At 72.5% G+C, this 21,839-nt stretch carries 17 protein-coding genes and 1 pseudogene; 9 read left to right on the top strand and 9 right to left on the bottom strand.

The genetic code is table 11. The features are described from left to right. Window positions 1-22: 22 nt before the first annotated feature. Genes IE177_RS16885 through IE177_RS16875 form a run of 3 tightly spaced genes read left to right on the top strand, consistent with a single transcriptional unit; the run spans window position 23 to window position 3,428 of the window. On the top strand, window positions 23-1,483 hold the full coding sequence (locus IE177_RS16885; RefSeq protein WP_190016159.1) for a peptidoglycan-binding protein: 1,461 nt from the start codon (window positions 23-25) through the stop codon (window positions 1,481-1,483). Further along, a complete protein-coding gene (locus IE177_RS16880) occupies window positions 1,480-2,214 on the top strand; it encodes an ABC transporter ATP-binding protein (protein WP_373305100.1) in 735 nt (244 codons plus the stop codon). The genes IE177_RS16885 and IE177_RS16880 overlap by 4 nt, the downstream gene beginning before the upstream one ends. After that, the gene (locus IE177_RS16875; RefSeq protein WP_190016158.1) at window positions 2,211-3,428 is read left to right on the top strand and encodes an ABC transporter permease; all 1,218 of its coding nucleotides are present in this window, start codon (window positions 2,211-2,213) and stop codon (window positions 3,426-3,428) included. The genes IE177_RS16880 and IE177_RS16875 overlap by 4 nt, the downstream gene beginning before the upstream one ends. Window positions 3,429-3,503: 75 nt before the next feature. Here the strand turns inward: IE177_RS16875 and IE177_RS16870 are convergent, their stop codons facing one another. The 3 genes from IE177_RS16870 to aspS form a co-directional block, all read right to left on the bottom strand. Next, window positions 3,504-5,123, bottom strand: a complete 1,620-nt coding sequence (locus IE177_RS16870; RefSeq protein WP_190016157.1) for an ATP-binding protein — start codon at window positions 5,121-5,123, stop codon at window positions 3,504-3,506. After that, window positions 5,120-5,836 (bottom strand): response regulator transcription factor, encoded by a 717-nt coding sequence (locus IE177_RS16865; protein ID WP_190016156.1) that lies wholly within the window; start codon window positions 5,834-5,836, stop codon window positions 5,120-5,122. Before IE177_RS16865 ends, IE177_RS16870 begins: the two co-directional genes overlap by 4 nt. Window positions 5,837-6,034: 198 nt before the next feature. Beyond that, window positions 6,035-7,798, bottom strand: coding sequence for an aspartate--tRNA ligase (gene aspS / locus IE177_RS16860; protein WP_190016155.1), 1,764 nt, complete (start codon window positions 7,796-7,798; stop codon window positions 6,035-6,037). Between the two features lie 176 nt (window positions 7,799-7,974). On the opposite strand from aspS, the gene IE177_RS16855 reads away from it, so the two are divergent. Beyond that, window positions 7,975-10,131, top strand: coding sequence for an ATP-binding SpoIIE family protein phosphatase (locus tag IE177_RS16855; protein ID WP_190016154.1), 2,157 nt, complete (start codon window positions 7,975-7,977; stop codon window positions 10,129-10,131). Here the strand turns inward: IE177_RS16855 and IE177_RS16850 are convergent. The 3 genes and pseudogenes from IE177_RS16850 to IE177_RS16840 form a co-directional block, all read right to left on the bottom strand. Next, window positions 10,080-11,147: an AI-2E family transporter gene (locus IE177_RS16850; RefSeq protein ID WP_190016153.1), complete on the bottom strand. Its 1,068-nt coding sequence runs from the start codon at window positions 11,145-11,147 to the stop codon at window positions 10,080-10,082. The two genes, IE177_RS16855 and IE177_RS16850, sit on opposite strands and share 52 nt — an antisense overlap. Before the next feature lie 75 nt (window positions 11,148-11,222). Continuing rightward, window positions 11,223-11,927, bottom strand: a pseudogene (locus IE177_RS16845) (pirin family protein); the annotation flags it as partial. Between the two features lie 122 nt (window positions 11,928-12,049). After that, on the bottom strand, window positions 12,050-12,529 hold the full coding sequence (locus IE177_RS16840; RefSeq protein WP_190016152.1) for an SseB family protein: 480 nt from the start codon (window positions 12,527-12,529) through the stop codon (window positions 12,050-12,052). Window positions 12,530-12,812: 283 nt separating this feature from the next. On the opposite strand from IE177_RS16840, the gene IE177_RS16835 reads away from it, so the two are divergent. The 3 genes from IE177_RS16835 (at window position 12,813) to IE177_RS16825 (ending at window position 16,390) form a co-directional block, all read left to right on the top strand. Further along, window positions 12,813-14,639: an acyl-CoA dehydrogenase gene (locus IE177_RS16835; protein WP_190016151.1), complete on the top strand. Its 1,827-nt coding sequence runs from the start codon at window positions 12,813-12,815 to the stop codon at window positions 14,637-14,639. 85 nt (window positions 14,640-14,724) lie between these two features. Next, the gene (locus IE177_RS16830) at window positions 14,725-16,023 is read left to right on the top strand and encodes a M18 family aminopeptidase (RefSeq protein WP_190016150.1); all 1,299 of its coding nucleotides are present in this window, start codon (window positions 14,725-14,727) and stop codon (window positions 16,021-16,023) included. 109 nt (window positions 16,024-16,132) lie between these two features. Beyond that, window positions 16,133-16,390: a DUF6458 family protein gene (locus tag IE177_RS16825; protein ID WP_190016149.1), complete on the top strand. Its 258-nt coding sequence runs from the start codon at window positions 16,133-16,135 to the stop codon at window positions 16,388-16,390. Between the two features lie 12 nt (window positions 16,391-16,402). On the opposite strand, the gene IE177_RS16820 is transcribed toward IE177_RS16825, so the two are convergent. Both IE177_RS16820 and IE177_RS16815 read right to left on the bottom strand, forming a co-directional pair. Beyond that, a complete protein-coding gene (locus IE177_RS16820) occupies window positions 16,403-18,223 on the bottom strand; it encodes an NHL domain-containing thioredoxin family protein (RefSeq protein WP_190016148.1) in 1,821 nt (606 codons plus the stop codon). Window positions 18,224-18,314: 91 nt separating this feature from the next. After that, window positions 18,315-19,157: a calcium-binding protein gene (locus tag IE177_RS16815; RefSeq protein ID WP_190016147.1), complete on the bottom strand. Its 843-nt coding sequence runs from the start codon at window positions 19,155-19,157 to the stop codon at window positions 18,315-18,317. A gap of 259 nt (window positions 19,158-19,416) precedes the next feature. Between IE177_RS16815 and IE177_RS16810 the strand changes: the two genes are divergently transcribed. Beyond that, window positions 19,417-19,911: an LURP-one-related/scramblase family protein gene (locus tag IE177_RS16810; protein WP_190016146.1), complete on the top strand. Its 495-nt coding sequence runs from the start codon at window positions 19,417-19,419 to the stop codon at window positions 19,909-19,911. 42 nt (window positions 19,912-19,953) lie between these two features. On the opposite strand, the gene IE177_RS16805 is transcribed toward IE177_RS16810, so the two are convergent. Beyond that, window positions 19,954-20,754 carry a carbon-nitrogen family hydrolase gene (locus IE177_RS16805; protein WP_190016145.1) on the bottom strand — a complete coding sequence of 267 codons (801 nt, stop codon included), beginning with the start codon at window positions 20,752-20,754 and terminating at the stop codon, window positions 19,954-19,956. A 182-nt stretch (window positions 20,755-20,936) separates the two neighbouring features. On the opposite strand from IE177_RS16805, the gene IE177_RS16800 reads away from it, so the two are divergent. After that, window positions 20,937-21,761, top strand: coding sequence for a maleylpyruvate isomerase family mycothiol-dependent enzyme (locus IE177_RS16800; RefSeq protein ID WP_190016144.1), 825 nt, complete (start codon window positions 20,937-20,939; stop codon window positions 21,759-21,761). Window positions 21,762-21,839 lie beyond the last annotated feature (78 nt).

The following is a 21,839-nucleotide window of genomic DNA, read 5'->3' as shown; positions in this document are numbered from 1 at the left end:
CGGGGACGGTGCGGTGGACCTCATGAACGACCAGGAGCACGAGCCCGGGGCGGAGGCGGAACGCCACGAGCGCCCGGGCCACCCGGGCGAACCAGTCGACCCGGGCGAACCGGACGCCCTGGGTGGACCGGGCGACCCGGGCAGGAGGGCCGGCCCGGGGCGGCGGGCCGGACGGCGCCGGCACAGGACCGCTCTCCTCTCGGCCGGCGTCCTCGTCGTGGCCGGCGTCAGCGTCGTCGGCGCCCTCGGGCTCGGCGGGGACGGCGGTTCGGACGACGACTCGGCACCAGGCCGCAGCAGCCAGGACGTGCGCGTCACCCGGACCACCCTCACCGACCAGACGGAGGTCGAGGGGCAGCTCGACCACGGCCCCCAGGTCCCCTTCCCCGTCAAGGCGAAGGGCACGGTGACCTGGCTGCCGGCCACCGGTACGACCCTGCGGCGCGGTCAGACCGTCATGCGGGCCGACGACCGGCCGGTGGTGCTGCTGTACGGCAGTCTGCCGATGTACCGGGACCTGGGAGTCGTGCGGTCCGGGCGTACGGCCGGCCACACCACCGGCGACGGTGACGGCGGCGGGACGGGCGGTGGCGTGGACGGTGGCACGGACGGCAGGTCACCGGCCTCGCCCAGCCCGCCCGCCTCGGAACCGGCCTCCGGACCGGCCGCCGGCGCGGCGGCTCCCCTGCGCGGGATGGACGTCAAGCAGTTCGAGAGCAACCTCAGCGCGCTCGGCTACTCGGGCTTCACCGTCGACGAGTCCTACACCGACCTGACGGCGCACGCGGTCGAACGCTGGCAGAAGGACCTCGGGCTGCCGCAGACCGGCCGGGTCGGCGCCGGTGACGTCGTGTACGCGCCCGGTCCGGTCCGTGTCGCGGGCACCAGCGCCCGCGTCGGCGACGAGGCCGCCGGGGGCCAGGTCAGTTACACCAGCACCTCCCGCATGGTGACCGTCGACGCTCCCGCCGCCGACACGGACTGGGCGCGGCGCGGCAACCGGGTCACAGTGGACCTCCCCGACGGGCGGTCGGCCCGGGGCACCGTGGCCAGCCTGGGCTCCGACGCCTCGTCGGCGTCCGGGACCGGCGACGGCGGCGACGGCGGGTCGGGAGCCGGCGGCGGGACGGACGGGGGCACGGGCGGTGGTGCGGGCGGCAAGTCCGCCACGGTGTCGGTCGTGATCACCTTCGACGGCCAGGAATCCCTGGGCCGGCTGCAGAGCGGCCCGGTCACCGTCCGCTACGCACGCGAGCAGCGCAAGGACGTCCTGGCCGTCCCCGTCGCCGCGCTGACCGCGCTCGCCGAGGGCGGCTACGCCTTGGAACTCGCCGACGACGGCTCCCGAAGCGGCGCCCGGGGCGGGGACCCCGGTGGCAAGAGCCGCTTCGTCCCCGTGCGGACGGGTCTGTTCGCGGGCGGCAAGGTGGAGGTCAGCGGCCCCGGCGTGCGCGAGGGCATGAAGGTGAGGATTCCCAGGTGATACCGGCCGCGCCCGCCACCCCGGTCGTCGAGTTCGCGGGCGTCTCCAAGACGTACCCGGGAGGCGTCGTCGCCGTGGCGGACGTCGACCTGACCGTCCACCACGGCGAACTGGCCTGCATCGTCGGCCCGTCCGGCTCGGGCAAGTCGAGCATGCTGCACCTGATGGGCACCCTCGACAGGCCGTCCGCCGGGCGCGTCGTCATCGACGGGTACGAGGCCGCCGATCTCTCCGACCGGGAGCTGTCCGCGCTGCGCGCGCAGCGCATCGGGTTCGTGTTCCAGCAGTTCCACCTCGCCGTCGGAGTGCCCGTCCTCGACACGGTCGCCGACGGGCTGCTGTACGCCGGGGTCCCGCTGCGGGAGCGCAGACGCCGGGCCGCGCGGGCGCTGGCCCGCGTCGGGCTCGACCACCGGCTCGGCCACCTCCCGCACCAGCTCTCCGGCGGCGAGCGGCAGCGCGCCGCGGTCGCCCGCGCGGTGGTCGGCGAACCTGCACTGCTGCTCGCCGACGAACCGACCGGCAACCTCGACTCGGCGTCCGGAGCGGCGGTGCTGGCCCTGCTGCGGGAGCTGCACACGGCCGGCACCACGGTCGTCGTCATCACGCACGACCGGGAGATGGCCGAGGTCTTCGACCGCCGGGTGGAGATGAGGGACGGGCGCGTCGTGGCCGACAGCGGCAGCGGCGGGCCACACACGAGGGCGGCGGACACGGGGGGCCGACGATGAGGGCGGGAACCACTCCCGGTGCGGGAACGCTCCGGCCGGCCCGGCTGCGGCCCGCCGATTTCGTACGGCTCGGCGGCACCGGGCTGCGCACCCGGCCGCTGCGCGTCTTCCTGTCCGCGCTGGGGATCGCGATCGGAGTGGCCGCGATGGTCGCCGTGGTGGGCATCTCCTCCTCCAGCCGGGCGGAGGTGGACCGCCGGCTGGACGCGCTGGGCACCAACATGCTGCGGGTCGCTCCCGGCCGGACCCCGGACGGCACGGCGACCCGGCTGCCCCGGGAGGCGGCGCCGATGATCCGGCGGATCGGTCCGGTGCGTGAGGTCGCGGCGACCGGCGAGATAAAGGGCGCTGCGGTCTACCGCAACGAGCACATACCGGTGGGGCGCACCGGCAGCGTGGAGGTGGCCGCGGCCGGGGCCCGGCTGCTGCCCGCGGTCGGCGGCGAGGTGCGGACCGGGCGGTGGCTGACCGAGACGACTCAGGAGTACCCGGCGGTGGTGCTGGGCGCGCAGGCCGCCCGCCGGCTCGACGTCCGCGAGCCGGGGACCCGGCTGTGGCTGGGCGGCAAGTGGTTCTCCCTGGTCGGTGTGCTGAAGCCGGTGCCGCTCGCTCCGGAGATCGACGGCTCGGCGCTGGTCGGCTGGCAGGCGGCCCGGCGGTACCTGGGCTTCGACGGCCATCCGTCGACGGTGTACGTGCGCGCCCGTGACGACCGCGTGAGCCAGGTGCGGTCGGTGCTCGCGGCGACCGCCAATCCCGAGAAGCCGAACGCCGTGCTGGTCTCCCGGCCGTCCGACGCGCTGGCCGCCCGGGAGGCCACCGAGTCGACGCTGACCGGGCTGCTGCTGGGCCTGGGTTCGGTGGCCCTGCTGGTCGGCGGGGTCGGGGTGGGCAACACCATGGTGATCTCGGTGCTGGAGCGCCGGCCGGAGATCGGGCTGCGGCGGGCGCTGGGCGCGACGAGCGGGCAGATCCGGGGCCAGTTCGTCTCGGAGTCACTGCTGCTGTCGGCACTGGGCGGGCTGGGCGGCACGGTGCTGGGCACGGCGATCACCGCGGTCTTCGCGTCCGTGCGGGGCTGGCCCACCGAGGTTCCGGTCTGGGCGACGGCGGCGGGCGTCGCCGTCACGCTCCTCATCGGAGCGCTGGCGGGCCTGTACCCGGCGGTCCGGGCGGGCCGCCTGGCCCCGACCGAGGCGCTGGCGGGGCAGTGAACCGCCTGACGGCCACGGGGCCTGCCGGCCGGCAGGCCCCGTGGCCAGCCAGCCATCGGCCCGCCGGCGCCCGTCTCACGCCGTCGCCGCCAGCGTCACAGTGAACGTCGTCCCCGTGCCCACCTGGCTCGCCACCTCGATCGTGCCGCCGTGGTCGGTGACGATCTGGCGGGCGATCGCGAGGCCGAGGCCGCTGCCTCCCGTGGCCCGGCCGCGCGCGGCGTCCGCCCGCCAGAAGCGGTCGAAGAGGTGGGACAGCTGTTCCGGGGGGATCCCCTTGCCGGTGTCCCGCACCCGGAGCACCGCCGCGTCGCCCACGCGCGTGACGGACAGGGTCACCGTCCCTCCGGGGGCGGTGGCCCGCAGCGCGTTGCCGACCAGGTTGCCGACGACCTGCCGCAGCCGGTCGGCGTCGGCGTGGACCCGCACCGGCGTGGGCGCCTCCGTGCGCAGCGTCACGCCCGCGGCCTCCGCCTGGGCGAGGTGGGCGGTGCGGCCGGCCTCCAGCAGGTCGCCGAGGTCCACGGCCGACCGGTGGTAGGTGAGCGCGCCCGCCTCGGCCAGCGCCAGGTCCTGCAGGTCGTCGACGATCCGCTGCTGCAGCATCGCCTCCTCGTGGAGGGAGTGGAGCAGTGCGGGGGTCGGTTCGACCACGCCGTCCCGCAACGCCTCCAGATAGCCGCGCAGATTGGCGAGCGGGGTGCGCAGTTCGTGGGCGATGTCGGCGGTGAGCCGGCGCTGTCGTTCCTCGGCGGCCTGGAGCGAGTGGGCCATGCGGTTGAACGCCCGGCCCAGCTCGGCCATCTCGTCCCGCCCGGAGGCGGGCACCCGCCGTTCCAGTTCGCCCTCGCCGAGGTCCCGGGCGGCCGAGGTCAGGGCCCGTACCGGCCGCAGCACCGCCCGGCTGAGCAGCAGCGCGCCGAGGACGGCGACGAGGGCCACGCCGGAGGCGACCGCCACCGTGGGCGCGGCGGCGAGGCCGGCCGGAGCCTCGCCCCGGTAGCCGAGCCGCACCTGGAGGCGGGGCGGTGCGACGGTGGCCGTCCGTTCGTCGAAGACCCGCTGCAGGCAGGCGGTGAGCCGCTGTTCGCCTGAGCACCGGGAGGCGGCGGTGTGGTCCTGTCCCGCCGCGGGGTCGGCGCCGGGTTCGGCCGGGACGCACCGGTCCGGGTGCCGGTCGGCGGTGATCCGGGGGATGCCCGTCCGGCCGGCCCGGGCGGTGACCTTCGCTCCGGCGCGGGTGAGGCAGGCGGCGTAGGCGACGGCGGAGCGGTAGTCGGCGATCGCGGTCACCGTCCGTTTGACCGAGGCGAGTCGCACGGAGGTCTCCGGCAGTCGCAGCCGGGGGCGCGGGTCGACGAGGACGGGCGGCTGCCCGCCGGCCGGGCGAGGCGCGCGCCCGGCGAGGCTGTCGGAATCCGCGAGGAGGGTGTTGTCCGTCTCGGTGCTGACCCGGATGCGCTGCCCGGTGTCCGCCGCGAGCTCCCGCACGGTGGGGGCGAGGCCCTCCCAGGTGCCGTGCTGGAAGCCGTACGCCCGCAGGGCTCCGGTGATCCGCGCCGCGTCCTGGCGTCCCGCGGTCACCGAGTCCCTTGCCTGACCGCTGACCTGGCGTAACGTCAGCCAGGCGGTGGCTCCCGTGGCGGTCAGCGCGATGAGCGCCAGCATGGCCAGCACCCGCAGCCGGAAACTCACCGCGTCCCGCCTCCCGGCGCCGCGGACGGCTGTGCCGCCAGCCGGTATCCCCGCCCGTAGACGGTCTCCACGTACCGGACACCGCCGCGGCCCCGCTCCAGTTTCCTGCGCAGGTTCATCACGTGGGCGTCCACGGTCCGCTCCAGCACGTTCTGGTCGAACCCGAAGACCCTGTCGATGATCTGCGCCCGGGTGAACGCGCGCCCCGGCTCACCCGCGAGCACGGCCAGGATCGCGAACTCCTTGCCGGTGAGCGACACCGGATCGCCGGCCGCCCGCACCTCGAAGCGCGCGGTGTCGATCTCCAGGTCGCCTACCGTGAACACGGGGGGCCGTTCGTCCCCGGCGGCGCGTGCCCGGCGCAGCAGCGCCCTTACCCGGGCGGTCAGTTCCCGGGGGCTGTACGGCTTGGTCATGTAGTCGTCGGCACCGAGGTCGAGGCCGAGCAGCAGGTCCTCCTCGGTGCTGCGGGCGGTCAGCAGCAGGATCGGCACCCGGGAGTCCATGCGCAGGATGCGGCAGACGTCGAGCCCGTCGACGTGCGGCATCATCACGTCGAGGACGATCAGGTCCGGCCGGGAGGCGCGGGCGCGGTCGATCGCCGAGCGTCCGTCGGCCACGACCTGGACGTCGTGGCCCTCCCGTTCCAGGTAGATCCGGATGAGCTGCGCCTGTTTCACGTCGTCCTCGGCCACGAGTATGCGAGCGGGCAACGCGCACTCCTTCGACTGGGTCCGGAAGAACTCTCAGTACGACAGGGAACTCTCAGTACGGCAGGGAAGTCTCGGTACGGCAGGGAAGTCTCGGTACGACAGCGGCTTTCGGTACGACAGGGACTCCCGGTACGACAGGGAAGAGGGCGGCCCCCCGGCGGGGCCGCCCTCCGGCCGTAGTGGGAAACGGCGCGTGTACTACTTCGGCTGCGGCTTGCGGACGTTCAGGTGCAGCTCCCGCAGGCGGGACTCGTCCAGCTCGGTCGGGGCGCCCATCATCAGGTCCTGGGCGTTGCCGTTGAGCGGGAAGGAGATCGTCTCGCGGATGTTGGGCTCGTCCGCGAGGAGCATGACGATGCGGTCCACGCCGGGGGCGATGCCGCCGTGCGGCGGGGCGCCGAAGCGGAACGCGCGAAGCATGCCGGCGAACTTGTCCTCGACGGTCTCGCGGTCGTAGCCCGCGATCTCGAAGGCCTTGAGCATGATGTCCGGCTCGTGGTTCCGGATCGCGCCGGAGGACAGCTCGACGCCGTTGCAGACGATGTCGTACTGCCAGCCGAGGATGTCCAGCGGGTCCTGGGTCTCCAGGGCCTCCAGGCCGCCCTGCGGCATCGAGAAGGGGTTGTGCGAGAAGTCGATCGCGCCGGTCTCCTCGTCCTTCTCGTACATCGGGAAGTCGACGATCCAGCAGAAGCGGAAGACACCGTCCTCGAACTGGCCGGCCCGCTTGGCGGCCTCGACACGGACCGCGCCCATGATCTTCGAGACCTCGTCGTACTCGCCCGCGCCGAAGAAGACGGCGTGGCCGGGGGCCAGGGACAGGCGCTTGGTCAGCTCCGCGACGTTCGCCTCGGTGAGGAACTTCGCGATCGGGCCGGACAGCGAGCCGTCCTCGGCCACGCGCACCCAGGCCAGGCCCTTGGCGCCCTGCTCGACGGCGTAGTCACCGAGCTGGTCGAAGAACTTGCGGGGCTGCGCGGAGACGTCCGGCACCGGCAGCGCGCGCACGTGCTTGCCGGCGAAGGCCTTGAACTCCGAGCCCTCGAAGACGTCGGTGATGTCCACCAGCTCCAGCTTGGCGCGCAGGTCCGGCTTGTCCGAGCCGTACTTGAGCATCGCCTCGCGGAACGGGATGCGCGGGAAGGGGGAGGTGACGTGGCGGCCGCCGCCGAACTCCTCGAAGAGCTCCGTCATCAGCTTCTCGATCGGCTGGAAGACGTCCTCCTGCTCGACGAAGGACATCTCCACGTCGAGCTGGTAGAACTCGCCCGGCGAGCGGTCCGCGCGGGCGTCCTCGTCGCGGAAGCAGGGCGCGATCTGGAAGTAGCGGTCGAAGCCGGAGATCATCAGCAGCTGCTTGAACTGCTGCGGGGCCTGGGGCAGCGCGTAGAACTTGCCCGGGTGGACCCGGGAGGGGACCACGTAGTCGCGGGCGCCCTCGGGGGAGGTGGCGGAGAGGATGGGCGTCGCCATCTCGTTGAAGCCCATCGCCGCCATCTTGTGCCGGATCGCGGAGATCACGGCCGTGCGCAGCATGATGTTGCGGTGCATGCGCTCACGGCGCAGGTCCAGGAAGCGGTACTCCAGGCGCCGCTCCTCGTTGACCCCGTCCTCGGCGTTGATCGTGAACGGCAGCGGGGCGGCGGCGCCGAGCAGTTCGACCTCGGAGACCTCTACCTCGATCTCACCGGTGGGCAGGTCGGCGTTCACGTTCTCGGTTCCACGTGAAACAACCTGGCCGTCGACGCGGACCGTGGACTCCTTGGAGATCTTGTCCAGGGCCTCGTACGCGGGCGTGCCGGGGCGGGCGACCAGCTGCGTGATGCCGTAGTGGTCGCGCAGATCGATGAAGAGGATGCCGCCCAGGTCGCGCCGATTGTGCAGCCAGCCGCTCAGCCGGACGTCGGTGCCGACGTCAGAGGCGCGGAGCTGGCCGCAGGTGTGGGACCTGTACCGATGCATCGTCGTTCATCGTCCTTCGTGGTGGGGTTCACTCCCGCCGGCTTCACGGACCGGCGGGAACGGGCACGGGGCCCGGACCCATCAAGGGTACCGGGCACCCCAAGCTCGGCTCCCCATCATTACGGCCTGCGCGTTCAGGGTGGCAGGCATCCGTCGAATCTTCTTAAAGTGGGGCAATGCGCACAGGCGAGCCCCTGCCGTCCGTCGGCGACGTCCTCGCCGCCCTCGCGACCGGACTGTGGCACTGGGACACCGCCTCCGGTCTGGTCACCGTGGATCCGGAGGCGGCACGGCTGCTCGGGCTGCCCGCGCGCCGGACCACGCTCACCGAGGCCGAGACGCGGGCCCGGCTCCACCCGGTGGACTGGAACGAGATCGTCGGGGTCGTGCCGCTGGCCGTCGACGAGGGCACGCTCGCCGAGGTGCGGGTCCGCATCGTCGACGAGCAGGGCCGGGTGGTCCGGGTCGTCCGCAGCCGCTCCAAGCCGTCCTTCGACCCCGAGCGGCGGTCCTACGAGCTGATCGGCACCCTCCAGCAGGTCACCGAGCCCGTCCCGGGCACGGCGGCGGCCCGCAACGCGGTCACCGGCGACTGGCGGCGCTCGCGCGAGGCGTTCCTGCTGGACGCGGGCCGGGCGCTGGCCGAGGCGCGGTCGACGCAGGAGGTGCTGCGGATGGCGGCCAGCCTGTCGATGCCCGGGTTCACCCCGGACGGGCTGGCGGTCTACGGAGTGGAGGGCGACCGGCTGACGCTCATCGGCCACCACGGGCACCAGCCCGGTCAGGACACCCCCTTCTCCGACATGCCGCTGACCACGGACTACCCGGCCGCCGAGGTCGTCCGCACCGGCCGGGCGGTCTACCTCACCACGCCCCGGGAGTACCAGAACCGCTACCCGGTCGCCTGGCCGCTCACCCGGGACCGGGGGCGCCGCTCGTGGGCGTTCCTGCCGCTGACGGCCGCCGGACGGACCATGGGCGTCTGGGTGGCGGCCTTCACCTATCCCGTGGCCTTCACCCCGGACGAGCGCGCGGTCCTGACGACGGTCGCCCGGATGCTCGCCCAGGCGCTGACCCGGGCCAGCGCCGCCGAGACCGAACGGGAGCTGGCGGAGGGCCTGCAGCGCTCCATGCTGCCGTCGCTGGGCCCGGAGATCCCGGGGATACAGGTGGCCGCCCGGTACATCCCGACCGGCGGCGGCCTGCAGGTCGGCGGCGACTGGTACGACATGATCCCGCTGCCCTCCGGCCGCTTCGCGATGGTCATCGGCGACGTCCAGGGCCACGACGTCCGCGCGGCCGGCCTCATGGGCCAGCTGCGGATCGCCCTGCGCGCCTACGCCTCCGAGGGACACCGGCCGGACGCGGTCCTCTCCCGCGCCTCCCGCTTCCTGCACGGCGTGGTCTACGGCTCCGGGGACGAGCAGCCGGCCGACCTCCGCTTCGCGACCTGCGTGTACGTGGAGGCCGACCCGGCGACCGGCATGCTGGAGATCGCCCGCGCCGGGCACCCGGACCCGGCGATCCGGATGGCCGACGGCACGGTGCTGATGCGGCCGACGGCGGGCGGGCTGCCGCTCGGCGTCGACCCCGCCGCGGACTACCCGACGACACGGTTCGCCCTGGAACCGGGCGAGACGATGATGCTGTGCACCGACGGTTTGATCGAGACCGGCGGCCACGACATGGAGAGCGGCTGGCGGCGGCTGCGCAGGATCCTCGAGGCGCACCACGGCGATGTGGAGACGCTGGCCGACGCGCTGGTGCAGGGGGTGCACGGCCCGACCTCCCACTACACCACCGGCCGGCTGGCCGACCGCCGCGAGGACGACATCGCGCTGGTGCTGCTGTACCGGCCGGCGGAGGGCCGCGGGCCGGCCTGGCCCAAGGTGCGGCGCACGCTGATGTCGGTGGCGCAGGACGAGCCGGAGCGGATCGCCGAGGCCCGCCAGCACCTGCGCGAGCTGCTGCACGACTGGGCCTCCGCCGAACAGGTCGACTCGGCGGTGCTGCTGGTCTCCGAGATGGTCACCAACGTCCTCGTCCACACCGACACCGACGCGCTGCTGGTGGCGGAGGTGACCGGGAACGGGAACGGGAACGGGAACGGGGACGGGCGCCGGCTGCGGGTGGAGGTCACCGACGTGGGCGACGACCTGCCGCACAAGCGCCGTCCGGGCGAACTGGCCTCCTCCGGCCGCGGTCTGATGCTGATCGAACTCCTCGCGGACACGTGGGGCGTCAGCCCGCGGGGCAAGGGCAAGAGCATCTGGTTCCAGCTCTACGAGGCGGGCGGCCCGGCCGGTCCGCCCAAGGGCCCGGACTCCGCCTGACGCGCCCGCAGCTCGTGCGCGATCGCGAAGGCGGCCGCGGTCAGCGGGACCGCGAGCAGCATGCCGACGATGCCGGCGACCGAGGCGCCGGCGGCGATGGCCAGCAGCACCACGGCCGGGTGCATCTGCACCGTCCGGCTCTGGATCACCGGCTGCAGCACGTGCCCCTCCAGCACCTGCACCGCCAGCACCACCCCGAGCGCCCACAGCGCGATGACGAAGCCCCGGTCGGCCAGGGCGACCAGCACCGACACCGCGCCGGAGAGGAAGGCCCCGAGGTAGGGGATGTACGCGCCGACGAAGACGAGCGCCCCCAGGCCGACCGCACCGGGCACCTGGAGGATCAGCAGGCCGACGGTGATGCAGACGGCGTCGATGAGGGCGATGAGGGTGGTCCCGCGCATGAAGCCCTCGACGGCCCGGAAGGCGCGGCGGGCGATGGCCTCCAGGAGGTCGGCCGTGCCGCCGGGCGCGACGTCGCGCAGGGCCCGTACGGCCCGGCCGGAGTCGCGCAGGAAGAAGAAGACGAGCAGCAGCGCGAGCACGGCCATGGCGATGTACTCGCCGACGACGCTGACGCCGCTGATGACGTTGGACGCGGCCGTCCCGCCGAACCTGCCCAGCAGCTCGCGCGCGTGGGCGGCGAGGTCGTCGAGACCGGTGCCGGCGGCCCCGAAGTGCCGGGCGACGGCCATGGCCGCCTGCCGGAGCGAGGCGACGATCTGGTCGCCGGTGTCGATGAGCGCGGCGACGATGATGTAGACGGCACCGCCGACGACGGCCACGACCGCGACGCAGGTGAGCCCGGCCGCGAGCGACGGCTGCACCCCGGCCCGCACGAGCCGCCGGTACAGCGGCCCGAGCAGGGCGGTGCCGAGGAGGGCGAGCAGCACCGGCACGACGGCGGTGCGCAGCACCGAGCAGAGCTCGACGGCGACCCAGCCGACGCCGGCGGCCAGCAGCAGCACGGCACACCACGCGGCGAGTCGGCGGACGGGCTCGGGCAGCAGCTGCACGCGTCCAGCCGACCACGAGCCCGGTACGGCTGTCCTGCCGCGTGCGGCCGCGCGGGTGAACCCGTCCGCCGGACGTCAGCCCTGCGGGCCGCTCTCCGTCATGCCGTGCACGGCGGGGACCGTGCCGAGGCGGCCCTTCTGGAAGTCCTCGAAGGCCTGCATGAGTTCTTCCTTGGTGTTCATCACGAACGGGCCGTAGTGGGCCATCGGCTCGCGGATCGGCTGCCCGCCCAGCAGCACGACCTCCAGGTCCGGCGTGTGCGAGTCCTGCTTCTCGTCCGCGCGGACGGTCAGCGAGGATCCGGCGCCGAAGACGGCGGTCTGCCCGACGCGGACCGGACGGCGCTCGGCACCGACGCTGCCGCGGCCGGCCAGGACGTACGCGAGACCGTTGAAGTCCTCCCGCCAGGGCAGCGTGATCTCGGCGCCCGGGGCGAGCGTCGCGTGGACCATGGTGATCGGCGTGTGGGTGATCCCGGGACCGGCGTGCCCGTCCAGCTCACCGGCGATGACGCGCAGCAGCGCGCCGCCGTCGGGGGAGGTGAGCAGCTGGACGCTGCGGCCGCGGATGTCCTGGTAGCGCGGGGCCATCATCTTGTCCTTGGCCGGCAGGTTCACCCACAGCTGCAGGCCGTGGAAGAGACCGCCCGACACGACGAGGTGCTCCGGCGGGGCCTCGATGTGCAGCAGCCCGGATCCGGCCGTCATCCACTGGGTGTCGCCGTCGGTGATGGTGCCGCCGCCGCCCTGGCTGTCCTGGTGGTCGAAGATCCCGTCGATGTGGGTACCTCCTTGGTACGCCCACTTTAGTTGAGCGTTGAACTTCTTGCCAGCCGTAACGGAGAAAGCCCGGAGGGAATTCCCTCCGGGCTCCACCACTCGTGGGCAGCAACGGGGACAGGTCAGCCGCCGCCGTACATCCGGCGCATCGCGAAGTCGACCATCTGCTCGACCGCCTTGGCGTCGAACACCATGCGGTGTTCGCCCTCCATGTCCAGGACGAAGCCGTAGCCGGTCGGCAGCAGGTCGATCACCTCCGAGCCGGTGATGACGAAGTACTTCGACTCCTTGCCCGCGTACCGGCGCAGCTCCTTGAGGGAGGTGAACATCGGGATCACCGGCTGCTGGGTGTTGTGCAGGGCCAGGAAGCCGGGGGTGTCGCCGCGCGGGCAGTACACCTTCGAGGTGGCGAAGATCTGCTGGAAGTCCTCGGCGGCCATCTGGCCCGTGGTGAACGCGCGCACCGCGTCCGCGAGCGAGGGCGGGGACGGCTCCGGGTAGAGCGGCGGCTGCTGGCCGTACCCGCCGACACCGCCGGGCATCTGCTGCTGCGGCGGGGCGTACTGCTGCTGAGCGCCCACGTTCTGGTCGTAGCCGTACATGGGCGCAAGAGTACCGAGGAGCGGTAGCGCCGCGGGCGCCCGTTCGGAGCAGCGTCCATCACTCGTTCGGAGCACCGTCTATACCGGGCGGTCACCCCGTGACCGGGCGGGCGGGGCGGCGGGCCGCCCTGCTCAGGGGCATGGCGAAGTAGACCCTCCTCACACTTGCACCGGCGGGGGTTGCTTCTTATTACCGGCGGGTAGCATCATGCGTACTACTTGTTGGTACGTGAACTAGTGCGAGGAGTCAGTGCCTCGCCGATCTCTCTACGGAGCCGTCGCCATGGGGCACTACAAGCCGAATCTCCGCGACATCGAGTTCAACCTCTTCGAAGTACTGGGGCGCGACAAGGTGTACGGCACCGGCCCGTTCGAAGAGATGGACGTCGACACCGCCAAGAGCGTCCTGGACGAGCTGACCCGCCTCTCCGAGAACGAGCTGGCCGAGTCCTTCGCCGACGCCGACCGCAACCCGCCCGTCTTCGACCCGGAGACCAACACCGCGCCCGTCCCCGCGTCCTTCAAGAAGAGCTACCAGGCCTTCATGGACTCCGAGTACTGGCGGCTCGGCCTGCCGGAGGAGATCGGCGGCACCACCTCGCCCCGCTCCCTCATCTGGGCCTACGCCGAGCTGATCCTGGGCGCCAACCCGGCCGTGTGGATGTACTCCTCCGGCCCCGCGTTCGCCGGCATCCTCTTCGAGGAGGGCAACGAGGTCCAGAAGCACATCGCCAAGGTCGCCACCGAGAAGCAGTGGGGCTCCACCATGGTCCTCACCGAGCCCGACGCGGGCTCGGACGTGGGCGCCGGCCGCACCAAGGCGGTCCAGCAGGAGGACGGCTCCTGGCACATCGAGGGCGTGAAGCGCTTCATCACCTCCGGTGAGCACGACATGTCGGAGAACATCCTCCACTACGTCCTCGCCCGCCCCGAGGGCGCCGGCCCCGGCACCAAGGGCCTGTCCCTCTTCCTCGTCCCGAAGTACCTCTTCGACTTCGAGACCGGCGAGCTGGGCGAGCGCAACGGCGTCTACGCCACCAACGTCGAGCACAAGATGGGCCTCAAGGCCTCCAACACCTGCGAGATGACCTTCGGCGACCGGCACCCCGCCAAGGGCTGGCTGATCGGCGACAGGCACGACGGCATCCGCCAGATGTTCCGCATCATCGAGTTCGCCCGCATGATGGTCGGCACGAAGGCCATCTCCACGCTGTCCACCGGCTACCTCAACGCGCTCGAGTACGCCAAGGAGCGCGTCCAGGGCCAGGACCTGGCGAACTTCATGGACAAGAGCGCCCCCAAGGTCACCATCACCCACCACCCCGACGTGCGCCGCTCGCTGATCACGCAGAAGGCGTACGCGGAGGGCATGCGCGCCCTGGTGCTGTACACCGCCTCGGTCCAGGACGAGATCCAGATCAAGGAGGCGAACGGCGAGGACGCCTCCGCCGAGCACGCCCTGAACGACCTGCTCCTGCCGATCGTCAAGGGCTACGGCTCCGAGAAGGGCTACGAGCAGCTCGCCCAGTCGCTGCAGACCTTCGGCGGCTCCGGCTTCCTGCAGGAGTACCCGATCGAGCAGTACATCCGGGACTCCAAGATCGACACCCTGTACGAGGGCACCACGGCGATCCAGGGCCAGGACTTCTTCTTCCGGAAGATCGTCCGCAACCAGGGCGCCGCACTGAACTCCCTCGCCGAGGACATCAAGAAGTTCCTGGCCCTCGGCACCGGCGGCGAGGAGCTGGCCGGCGCCCGCGAGCACCTCGCCAAGGCCGCCGTGGAGCTGGAGGCGATCGTCGGCCTGATGCTGACCGACCTCGCCGCCACCGAGCAGGACACCAAGAACATCTACAAGGTGGGCCTGAACACCACCCGCCTGCTGATGGCCTCCGGTGACGTCGTCGTCGGCTACCTGCTGCTCAAGGGCGCCGCGATCGCCGCCGAGAAGCTGGCCACGGCCTCGGCCAAGGACAAGGCGTTCTACACCGGCAAGATCGCCGCGGCGAAGTTCTTCGCGGCCAACGTCCTGCCGGGCGTCACCCTCGCCCGCAAGGTCGCCGCCGGCGTCGAGCTGGACCTGATGGAGCTGGACGAGTCCGCGTTCTAGACGTTCCGGACGTCCCCGCCGATTCCCGCACGGGCCCGCTTCCTTTCCCGGGAGCGGGCCCGTGCACGTCGTTAAGGTGAACACCATGAGCGCAGCATCCCGCTTCGACCGCGGCCACACCGACGACCTGATGTCCTTCCTGGCGGCCGGCCCGTCGCCGTACCACGCCGTGGCGAACACCGCCGAACGGCTGGAGAAGGCAGGATTCCGGCAGGTCGCCGAGACGGACGCCTGGGACGGGACGGCCGGCGGCAAGTACGTGCTGCGCGGCGGCGCGATCGTGGCCTGGTACGTCCCCGAGGATGCCGAGCCGCACACGCCGTTCCACATCATCGGCGCGCACACCGACTCCCCCAGCCTGCGGATCAAGCCGCGCCCCGACAGCTCGGCCCACGGCTGGCGCCAGGTCGCCGTGGAGATCTACGGCGGCCCGCTGCTGAACTCCTGGCTGGACCGGGACCTCGGCCTGGCCGGCCGGCTCACCCTGCGCGACGGCTCCACTGTCCTCGTGAACGTGGACCGGCCGCTGCTGCGCGTGCCCCAGCTCGCCATCCACCTGGACCGTTCGGTCGGCTCCGAGGGACTCAAGCTGGACAAGCAGCGGCACCTGCAGCCGGTGTGGGGCCTCGGCGACGACGTGAGCGACGGCGACCTGATCGCCTTCCTGGAGCAGGAGGCCGGGCTCACCGCGGGCTCGGTGACCGGCTGGGACCTGATGACGCACCCCGTCGAGCCGCCGGCGTACCTGGGCCGGGACCGGGAACTGGTGGCCGGCCCGCGCATGGACAACCTGCTGTCGGTGCACGCGGGCGCCGCCGCCCTGGCGGCCGCCGCGGCCTCCGGTGCGGCGCTCACCCGGATCCCGGTGCTGGCCGCCTTCGACCACGAGGAGAACGGCTCCCAGTCCGACACGGGCGCGGACGGCCCGCTGCTCGGCTCGGTGCTGGAGCGCTCGGTCCTCGCACGCGGAGGTTCCCTCGAGGACCGCGCCCGCGCCCTCGCCGGCTCGGTCTGCCTGTCCTCCGACACCGGCCACGCCGTGCACCCCAACTACGCCGAGCGGCACGACCCGACGCACCACCCGCGGGTCAACGGCGGCCCGATCCTCAAGGTGAACGTCAACAACCGCTACGCCACGGACGGTTCGGGCCGCGCGGTGTTCGCCGCCGCCTGCGAGAAAGCGGGCACCCCCTTCCAGACCTTCGTCTCCAACAACTCCATGCCGTGCGGCACCACCATCGGCCCGATCACCGCGGCCCGGCACGGCATCCGCACCGTCGACATCGGCGTCGCCATCCTCTCGATGCACAGCGTCCGCGAACTGTGCGGCGCCGACGACCCGTTCCTGCTCGCCAACGCGCTGACGGCGTTCCTGGAGGCCTAGCGAGGCCTTCCGGGAAGGCCGGCGTGCCTTCCCGGAGGGCTAGTCCGGACCTCGCCGGGTACCCGGAACCCACCGGAGATTCCGGTACCCGAAGGGGAGGCGAGGTCTCATGGGTCTCGGCGGATGCATCATCCTGATCGCCATAGGTGCGATCCTCACGTTCGCGACCGACTGGCACATGCAGGGCGTCAACCTCACGGTCGTCGGCCTGATCCTGATGGCCGTCGGCCTGATCGGCGTCGCCACGTTCAGCGGCATCGCCCGCCGCCGCCGCGTCGTGGTCCCGCCGACCACGCCGGTGGTGGAGGAGGAACCCCACCACCACACCCACCGCGTCGACGGCTACAGCGACGGCTACGGCGTCTGACGTGCCGCCCGCCTACTGCTCGTCCATCCCCGCCAGGACGAGCGGCAGCCGGTCGGCCGCGCCCTCGGCCAGACGGACCGGGACACCCCAGTCCTGCTGGTGGACATGGCAGGCGGGGTACTCGTTCGCCGGATCGTCGTCGCAGCTCGCGGCCATCGCCGAGACGTGCAGGACACCCTCGGTGACGGCCGGGTTCAGCTCCAGCTCCCGGGCCAGGTCCGTGTCCGCTCCCTCGCCCTCGAGCAACAGCTCGGGCGGGGTCGAGGAGACCAGCAGCCTGGTCGAGGGACCGTAGCGGGTGTCCAGTTTCTGGCCCGCCGGGGCCTGGAAGATCACGTCCAGGCGGAGCCGGCCGGGGGCCACCTCCGTCGCGGCACGTTGGGTCCGGTGGGCGACCGACTCCACCCGGACCGCCTCCTCGGGCAGCCGCAGCCGGGTGAGCCGGTGCCGGGCCGACTCGACCACCACGATGTCCTCGCCGACGAGGACGGCGTCGCTGGGCTCGCGCAGGTCGGTGGCGAGCGTGGTCACCTCGCCGGTCGCCGGGTCGTAGCGGCGCAGGGCGTGGTTGTAGGTGTCCGCGACGGCGACCGAGCCGTCCGGCAGCGCCGTGACGCCCAGCGGGTGCTGCAGCAGGGCGTGCGCCGCGGCACCGTCGCGGTGCCCGAAGTCGAACAGGCCGGTGCCGACGGCGGTGTGCACGTGTCCGTCGCGGCCGACCCAGCGCAGGGCGGAGGTCTCGGAGTCCGCGAGCCACAGCCGGTCGGCGGTGGCGGCGAGACCGGAGGGCTGCGCGAACCAGGCCTGCGCGCAAGGCCCGTCCACCAGCCCCTCGTTGGTGGTCCCCGCGGCGACGCGGACGCTGCCGTCCGCCGGGTCGTAGGCCCACAGCTGGTGCACCCCCGCCATGGCGACCCACACCTTGCCGTCCCACCAGGCGACGTCCCAGGGCGAGGACAGTTTCACCTCGCGGCCCGGGCCGGACGTGGCCTCGCCCCGCATCCACTGGTGCCCGGTGCCGGCCAGGGTCGTGGTCCGTCCCGTCTCCGGGTCGAAGCTCCGCAGCGCGTGGTTCACCGTGTCCGCGACGACGACCGTGCCGTCCGGCAGCAGCGCGAGCCCCTGCGGCTCCTGGAAGCGCGCACGGTCCGCGGGACCGTCGGTCAGCCCCCGGCCGCCCTGGCCGATCCGCCGCGCGACGGTCTCACCGTCGCCCTCCAGCTCCACCAGCTGGTGCCGGGTGGTGTCGCTGACCAGGAAGTTCCCGCTCGGCAGCAGCAGCGCCTTGCCCGGGAAGCGGAGCGTGGTCGGCTCGGGCTCCGGCGGCACGTACGGCCCGTCGCCCCGGCGCAGGGTGCCCTTCGCCCCGTGCTCGGCCTCCAGCTCCGCCACCAGCCGCCCGATGGCGTGCGCGTGCCCCTCGCCCGCGTGCTGGGCGACCACGTACCCCTCGGGGTCGATCACGACCAGAGTCGGCCAGGCCCGCACCGCGTACTGCTTCCAGGTGGCCAGCTCGGGATCGTCCAGCACCGGGTGCTCCACGCCGTAGCGCTCGACCGCGTCCACGACCGCCCGGTGCTCGGCCTCGTGCACGAACTTCGGCGAGTGCACCCCGATCACCACGACCGTGTCCCGGTGCCGCTCCTCCAGCTCCCGCAACTCGTCCAGGACGTGCAGGCAGTTGATGCAGCAGAAGGTCCAAAAATCCAACACGACGATGCGTCCGCGCAGGTCGGCCAGGGTGTACTGGCTGCCTCCCGTGTTCAGCCAACCACCCTTGCCGATCAGCTCGGGGGCGCGGACGCGGGCGCGTCGGGATGTGGAGTCGGTCATGGATCCAAGGGTGCCATCCGGCGGCGACGGCGGGATCGGCACCTGTGGACAACCTGTCCGCGGCGGGCTCGCCGGAGGCCGGCCGGGGGTGTCAGTTCTGGTGGACCACGTCGTGGCCGGGGCCGCCGGAGAGGGTGTCGCGCCCCGGGCCGCCGTAGAGCCGGTCGTTGCCGCTGTTGCCGTACAGCTTGTCGTTGCCCCTGCCGCCGTACAGGGTGTCGGCGCCGGAGCCGCCGTAGACCGTGTCGTTGCCGTCGTCGCCGGACAGGTCCTGGCCCGAGGCGCCGCCGCGCAGCACGTCGTCGCCCCTGCCGCCCTTGGCGATGACCAGGTCTCCGTTGGCGTTGACGGTGTCGTCGCCGTCGCCGCCGAAGGCCAGGCCCAGCTCCCCGACGGTGAGGGTGTCGTCGCCCGCGTCGCCCGAGACGGAGCTGCCGTCGAGGCGGCCGGTGTCGGTGAGCCTGTCGTCGCCGGGGCCCAGGGTCATCCGGGCGAAGCAGTACACCTGGCCGGTGTCGTTGGCGTAGGAGACGGTGTCGTCGCGGTCGCCGAGGTCCATCGTCAGGGCCGCGTACGGGTCCTGGCTGTCCTCGCCGTCGACCGTGCAGGAGACCTTGGTGCGGTCGGCGCCGTCCGGGTAGGAACAGCCGCGGCCCGCGCTGATCCTGACGACGTCGTCGATCACGTAGGTGATGCCCGGTCCGCCTCCGGCGCGCGAGGCGGTGACCGCCGCCTTGTTGGTCTGTCCGGGGGCGGCCCGGTAGGCGAGCTGCCAGCCGTACTGGTTGACCTCCGCGGTGGCCGCCGGGGCCGTCGCCGAGGGGGCCGCCGAGGCGGTGCCGGACAGGGCGAGGGGTGCGGCCAGGACGGCGGCCGTGCCGACGGACAGGGCGAACGCGCGCAGGGGGTGGTGGTGGCGGGAGCGAGTGGACATGGCGGACCTCCGGGAGGCACGAGTGGGCGGAAGGGGTTCGTCGTCGTCTTGACGCCGGCTCGGCTTTCGTGGCGTTCGACTCGGAAGCCGGGCCGGTGGTTGGGCAACTTCCGGACGTGAGACGGAAGTTCACCTTCCGCACACCTGGTGTCCCGGTGGATTTTGGTGGCCGGTCGGAAAGGGGGGGGCGGGAGACGGGCGCGTCCGCGCCTCCGTCCGGCCCCGTGATGATCACCGAGTGTCGGGGAACCGTTACCGCATGAGATTCCTCGTGCGCGACCGGATCCTCGGCATCGGTGACGACTGGTGGATCGAGGACGAGCAGGGCCGCAAGGTGTTCCTCGTCGACGGCAAGGCGATGCGGCTGCGGGACACCTTCGAGCTGAAGGACGCCCAGGGGCGGGTCCTGATCGACATCCACCAGAAGATGCTCGCCCTGCGCGACACCATGGTGATCGAACGGGACGGCGAACCCCTGGCCAGGATCAGGCGCAAACGGCTGTCCCTGCTGCGCAACCACTACCGGGTGTCCCTCGCGGAGGGCACGGAGCTGGACGTCAGCGGCAGGATCCTGGACCGCGAGTTCGCGGTCGAGTACGACGGCGAACTCCTCGCGGTGATCTCCCGGCGCCGGCTGCACGTCCGGGACACCTACGGCGTCGACGTCGTACGGGAGGACGCCGACCCGGCACTGCTGATCGCGGTGGCGGTGTGCGTGATCCACCTCGCGGAGAAGGAGGGGCTGGAGGACTGAGGCCTTTCGGACGGCCTAGTAGTGCTTCGTTACGTCGCACTACTAGCCGAGGCGGCGGGGCGGGTCCAGGCCGAGGACGCGGTCCTTCAGGGCCGGGAACTGCTCGCGGGTGGCCGCCACCTTCGCCGGGTCGAACTCGACCGTGAGAACCTCCTCGCCCGGCCCCGCCTCGGCGAGCACCTCGCCCCACGGATCGACCACGATCGAGTGACCCGCCTGGGGAACCCCCGCGTGCGTTCCGGCCGTTCCACAGGCGAGCACGAACGCCTGGTTCTCCACCGCCCGCGCCTTGGCCAGCAGCGTCCAGTGCGCGCGTCGCCGCTCGGGCCAGCCCGCCGGGATCACCAGCGTCTCGGCGCCGGCGTCGACCAGTCCGCGGAACAGTTCGGGGAACCGGAGGTCGTAGCAGGTGGCCACGCCGATCGTGGTCCCGGGCAGCCGGACCGTCACCAGGTCCCGGCCCGCGCCCATCAGCACGGCCTCGCCCTTGTCGAAGCCGAAGCGGTGGATCTTGCGGTAGGCAGCGGCCGGCTCACCGGAAGGGGAGAAGACGAGAGAGGTGTTGTAGAGGGGACCGTCGGGGTCGCGTTCGGGGATGGAGCCGGCGTGCAGCCACACGCCCGCGTCGCTCGCCGCCTTGGCCATCGCCCCGTACGTCGGTCCCTCGAGCGGCTCGGCCTGGCGTCCGAACTCCTCGTAGGCGAAGGCCCCGGTGGTCCACAGTTCGGGCAGCACCACGAGGTCGGCGCCGGCCTGTTCCCGCACCAGCGCGGCCGCGCGCTGCCGTCGGGACTCGACGGACTCGCCCTCCGTCACGGCGATCTGGATCAACGAGGCGCGCACACTACCACCGTCCTGGCCATCGAGTCGTCCAACAGGCCTACGATCGTCACACGAAAGCACTGCCGGGGTGCCTCACAGCAGCGTAACTTAGCGTTTCAAGACACCCGCCGAGTGCAGCCACCGCCCGCTGGCAACGCCGCCACAACCTGCCCGTGTACCGACCGCCGAGGGGTCCCGTTTCCGTGAGTCTGCATCCCACTCTCCAGCCCTACGCCGACGCCTGGACGCACTCCGTCGACGCGATATCCGAGATGGTGCAGTCGCTCGTCGACGGTGAGTGGAACCGGCGGACCCCGTGTCCCGGCTGGTCCGTCCGGGACATCGTGTCCCACGTGATCGGCATGGACTGCGAGATGCTCGGCGACCCGCGCCCGATCCACGCGCTGCCCCGTGACCTCTTCCACGTCACCACCGAGCACCAGCGCTACATGGAGATGCAGGTCGACGTCCGCCGCCACCACACGGCGCCGGAGATGACGGCCGAGCTGGAGTACACGGTCATCCGCCGCAACCGCCAGCTGCGCAACGAGTCCCGCGACCCCGGCGCCACGATGCGCGGCCCGCTGGGCACGGAGATCACCCTGGAAAAGGCCTACCGCATGCGGGCGTTCGACGTGTGGGTGCACGAACAGGACCTGCGTACGGCCCTCGGCCGCCCCGGCAACCTCGACTCGCCGGGCGCCTACGTCGTGCGGGACGTGCTGCTGGAGGCGCTGCCCCGTGTCGTCGCCAAGAACGCCGGGGCGCCGCGCAGTTCGGCGGTCGTGTTCGACGTGCACGGACCGGTCGAGTTCCTGCGCACCGTCCGCGTCGACATCCAGGGCCGCGGCACCCTGGAGACCGCTCCGGCCCTCGGTCCCGCCGCCGCCCTCACCCTCGACTGGGAGACCTACGTCCGTCTCGCCTGCGGTCGCGTCACGCCGGAGTCGGTCGCGGACCGTGTGAAGACGGAGGGCGACCAGGACCTGGCCTCGGCGATCCTGCGCCACTTCTGCGTGACGCCGTAAGTCCGTAAGGGGCGGGGCCGAGCGGACGGCCGGGAGCTTGCCCGTGCCCGTTCCCGCGGTCGCGCGGTCGCGGGCGCG

The organism is Streptomyces lucensis JCM 4490 (assembly GCF_014650035.1).
GTDB lineage: Bacteria > Actinomycetota > Actinomycetes > Streptomycetales > Streptomycetaceae > Streptomyces > Streptomyces lucensis.
Note: the sequence above shows the minus strand (reverse complement) of the source record. Positions and strands in the feature narration are given on the sequence as shown.

What these genes read in the sequence shown, in the direction of transcription:
- IE177_RS16825 (WP_190016149.1), top strand. Translation starts at nt 16,133, where the DNA reads ATGGGTCTCGGCGGATGCATCATCCTGATCGCCATAGGTGCGATCCTC.
- IE177_RS16815 (WP_190016147.1), bottom strand. Translation starts at nt 19,157, where the DNA reads ATGTCCACTCGCTCCCGCCACCACCACCCCCTGCGCGCGTTCGCCCTG.
- IE177_RS16820 (WP_190016148.1), bottom strand. Translation starts at nt 18,223, where the DNA reads ATGACCGACTCCACATCCCGACGCGCCCGCGTCCGCGCCCCCGAGCTG.
- IE177_RS16885 (WP_190016159.1), top strand. Translation starts at nt 23, where the DNA reads ATGAACGACCAGGAGCACGAGCCCGGGGCGGAGGCGGAACGCCACGAG.
- aspS (WP_190016155.1), bottom strand. Translation starts at nt 7,798, where the DNA reads ATGCATCGGTACAGGTCCCACACCTGCGGCCAGCTCCGCGCCTCTGAC.
- IE177_RS16855 (WP_190016154.1), top strand. Translation starts at nt 7,975, where the DNA reads ATGCGCACAGGCGAGCCCCTGCCGTCCGTCGGCGACGTCCTCGCCGCC.
- IE177_RS16835 (WP_190016151.1), top strand. Translation starts at nt 12,813, where the DNA reads ATGGGGCACTACAAGCCGAATCTCCGCGACATCGAGTTCAACCTCTTC.
- IE177_RS16830 (WP_190016150.1), top strand. Translation starts at nt 14,725, where the DNA reads ATGAGCGCAGCATCCCGCTTCGACCGCGGCCACACCGACGACCTGATG.
- IE177_RS16875 (WP_190016158.1), top strand. Translation starts at nt 2,211, where the DNA reads ATGAGGGCGGGAACCACTCCCGGTGCGGGAACGCTCCGGCCGGCCCGG.
- IE177_RS16840 (WP_190016152.1), bottom strand. Translation starts at nt 12,529, where the DNA reads ATGTACGGCTACGACCAGAACGTGGGCGCTCAGCAGCAGTACGCCCCG.
- IE177_RS16810 (WP_190016146.1), top strand. Translation starts at nt 19,417, where the DNA reads ATGAGATTCCTCGTGCGCGACCGGATCCTCGGCATCGGTGACGACTGG.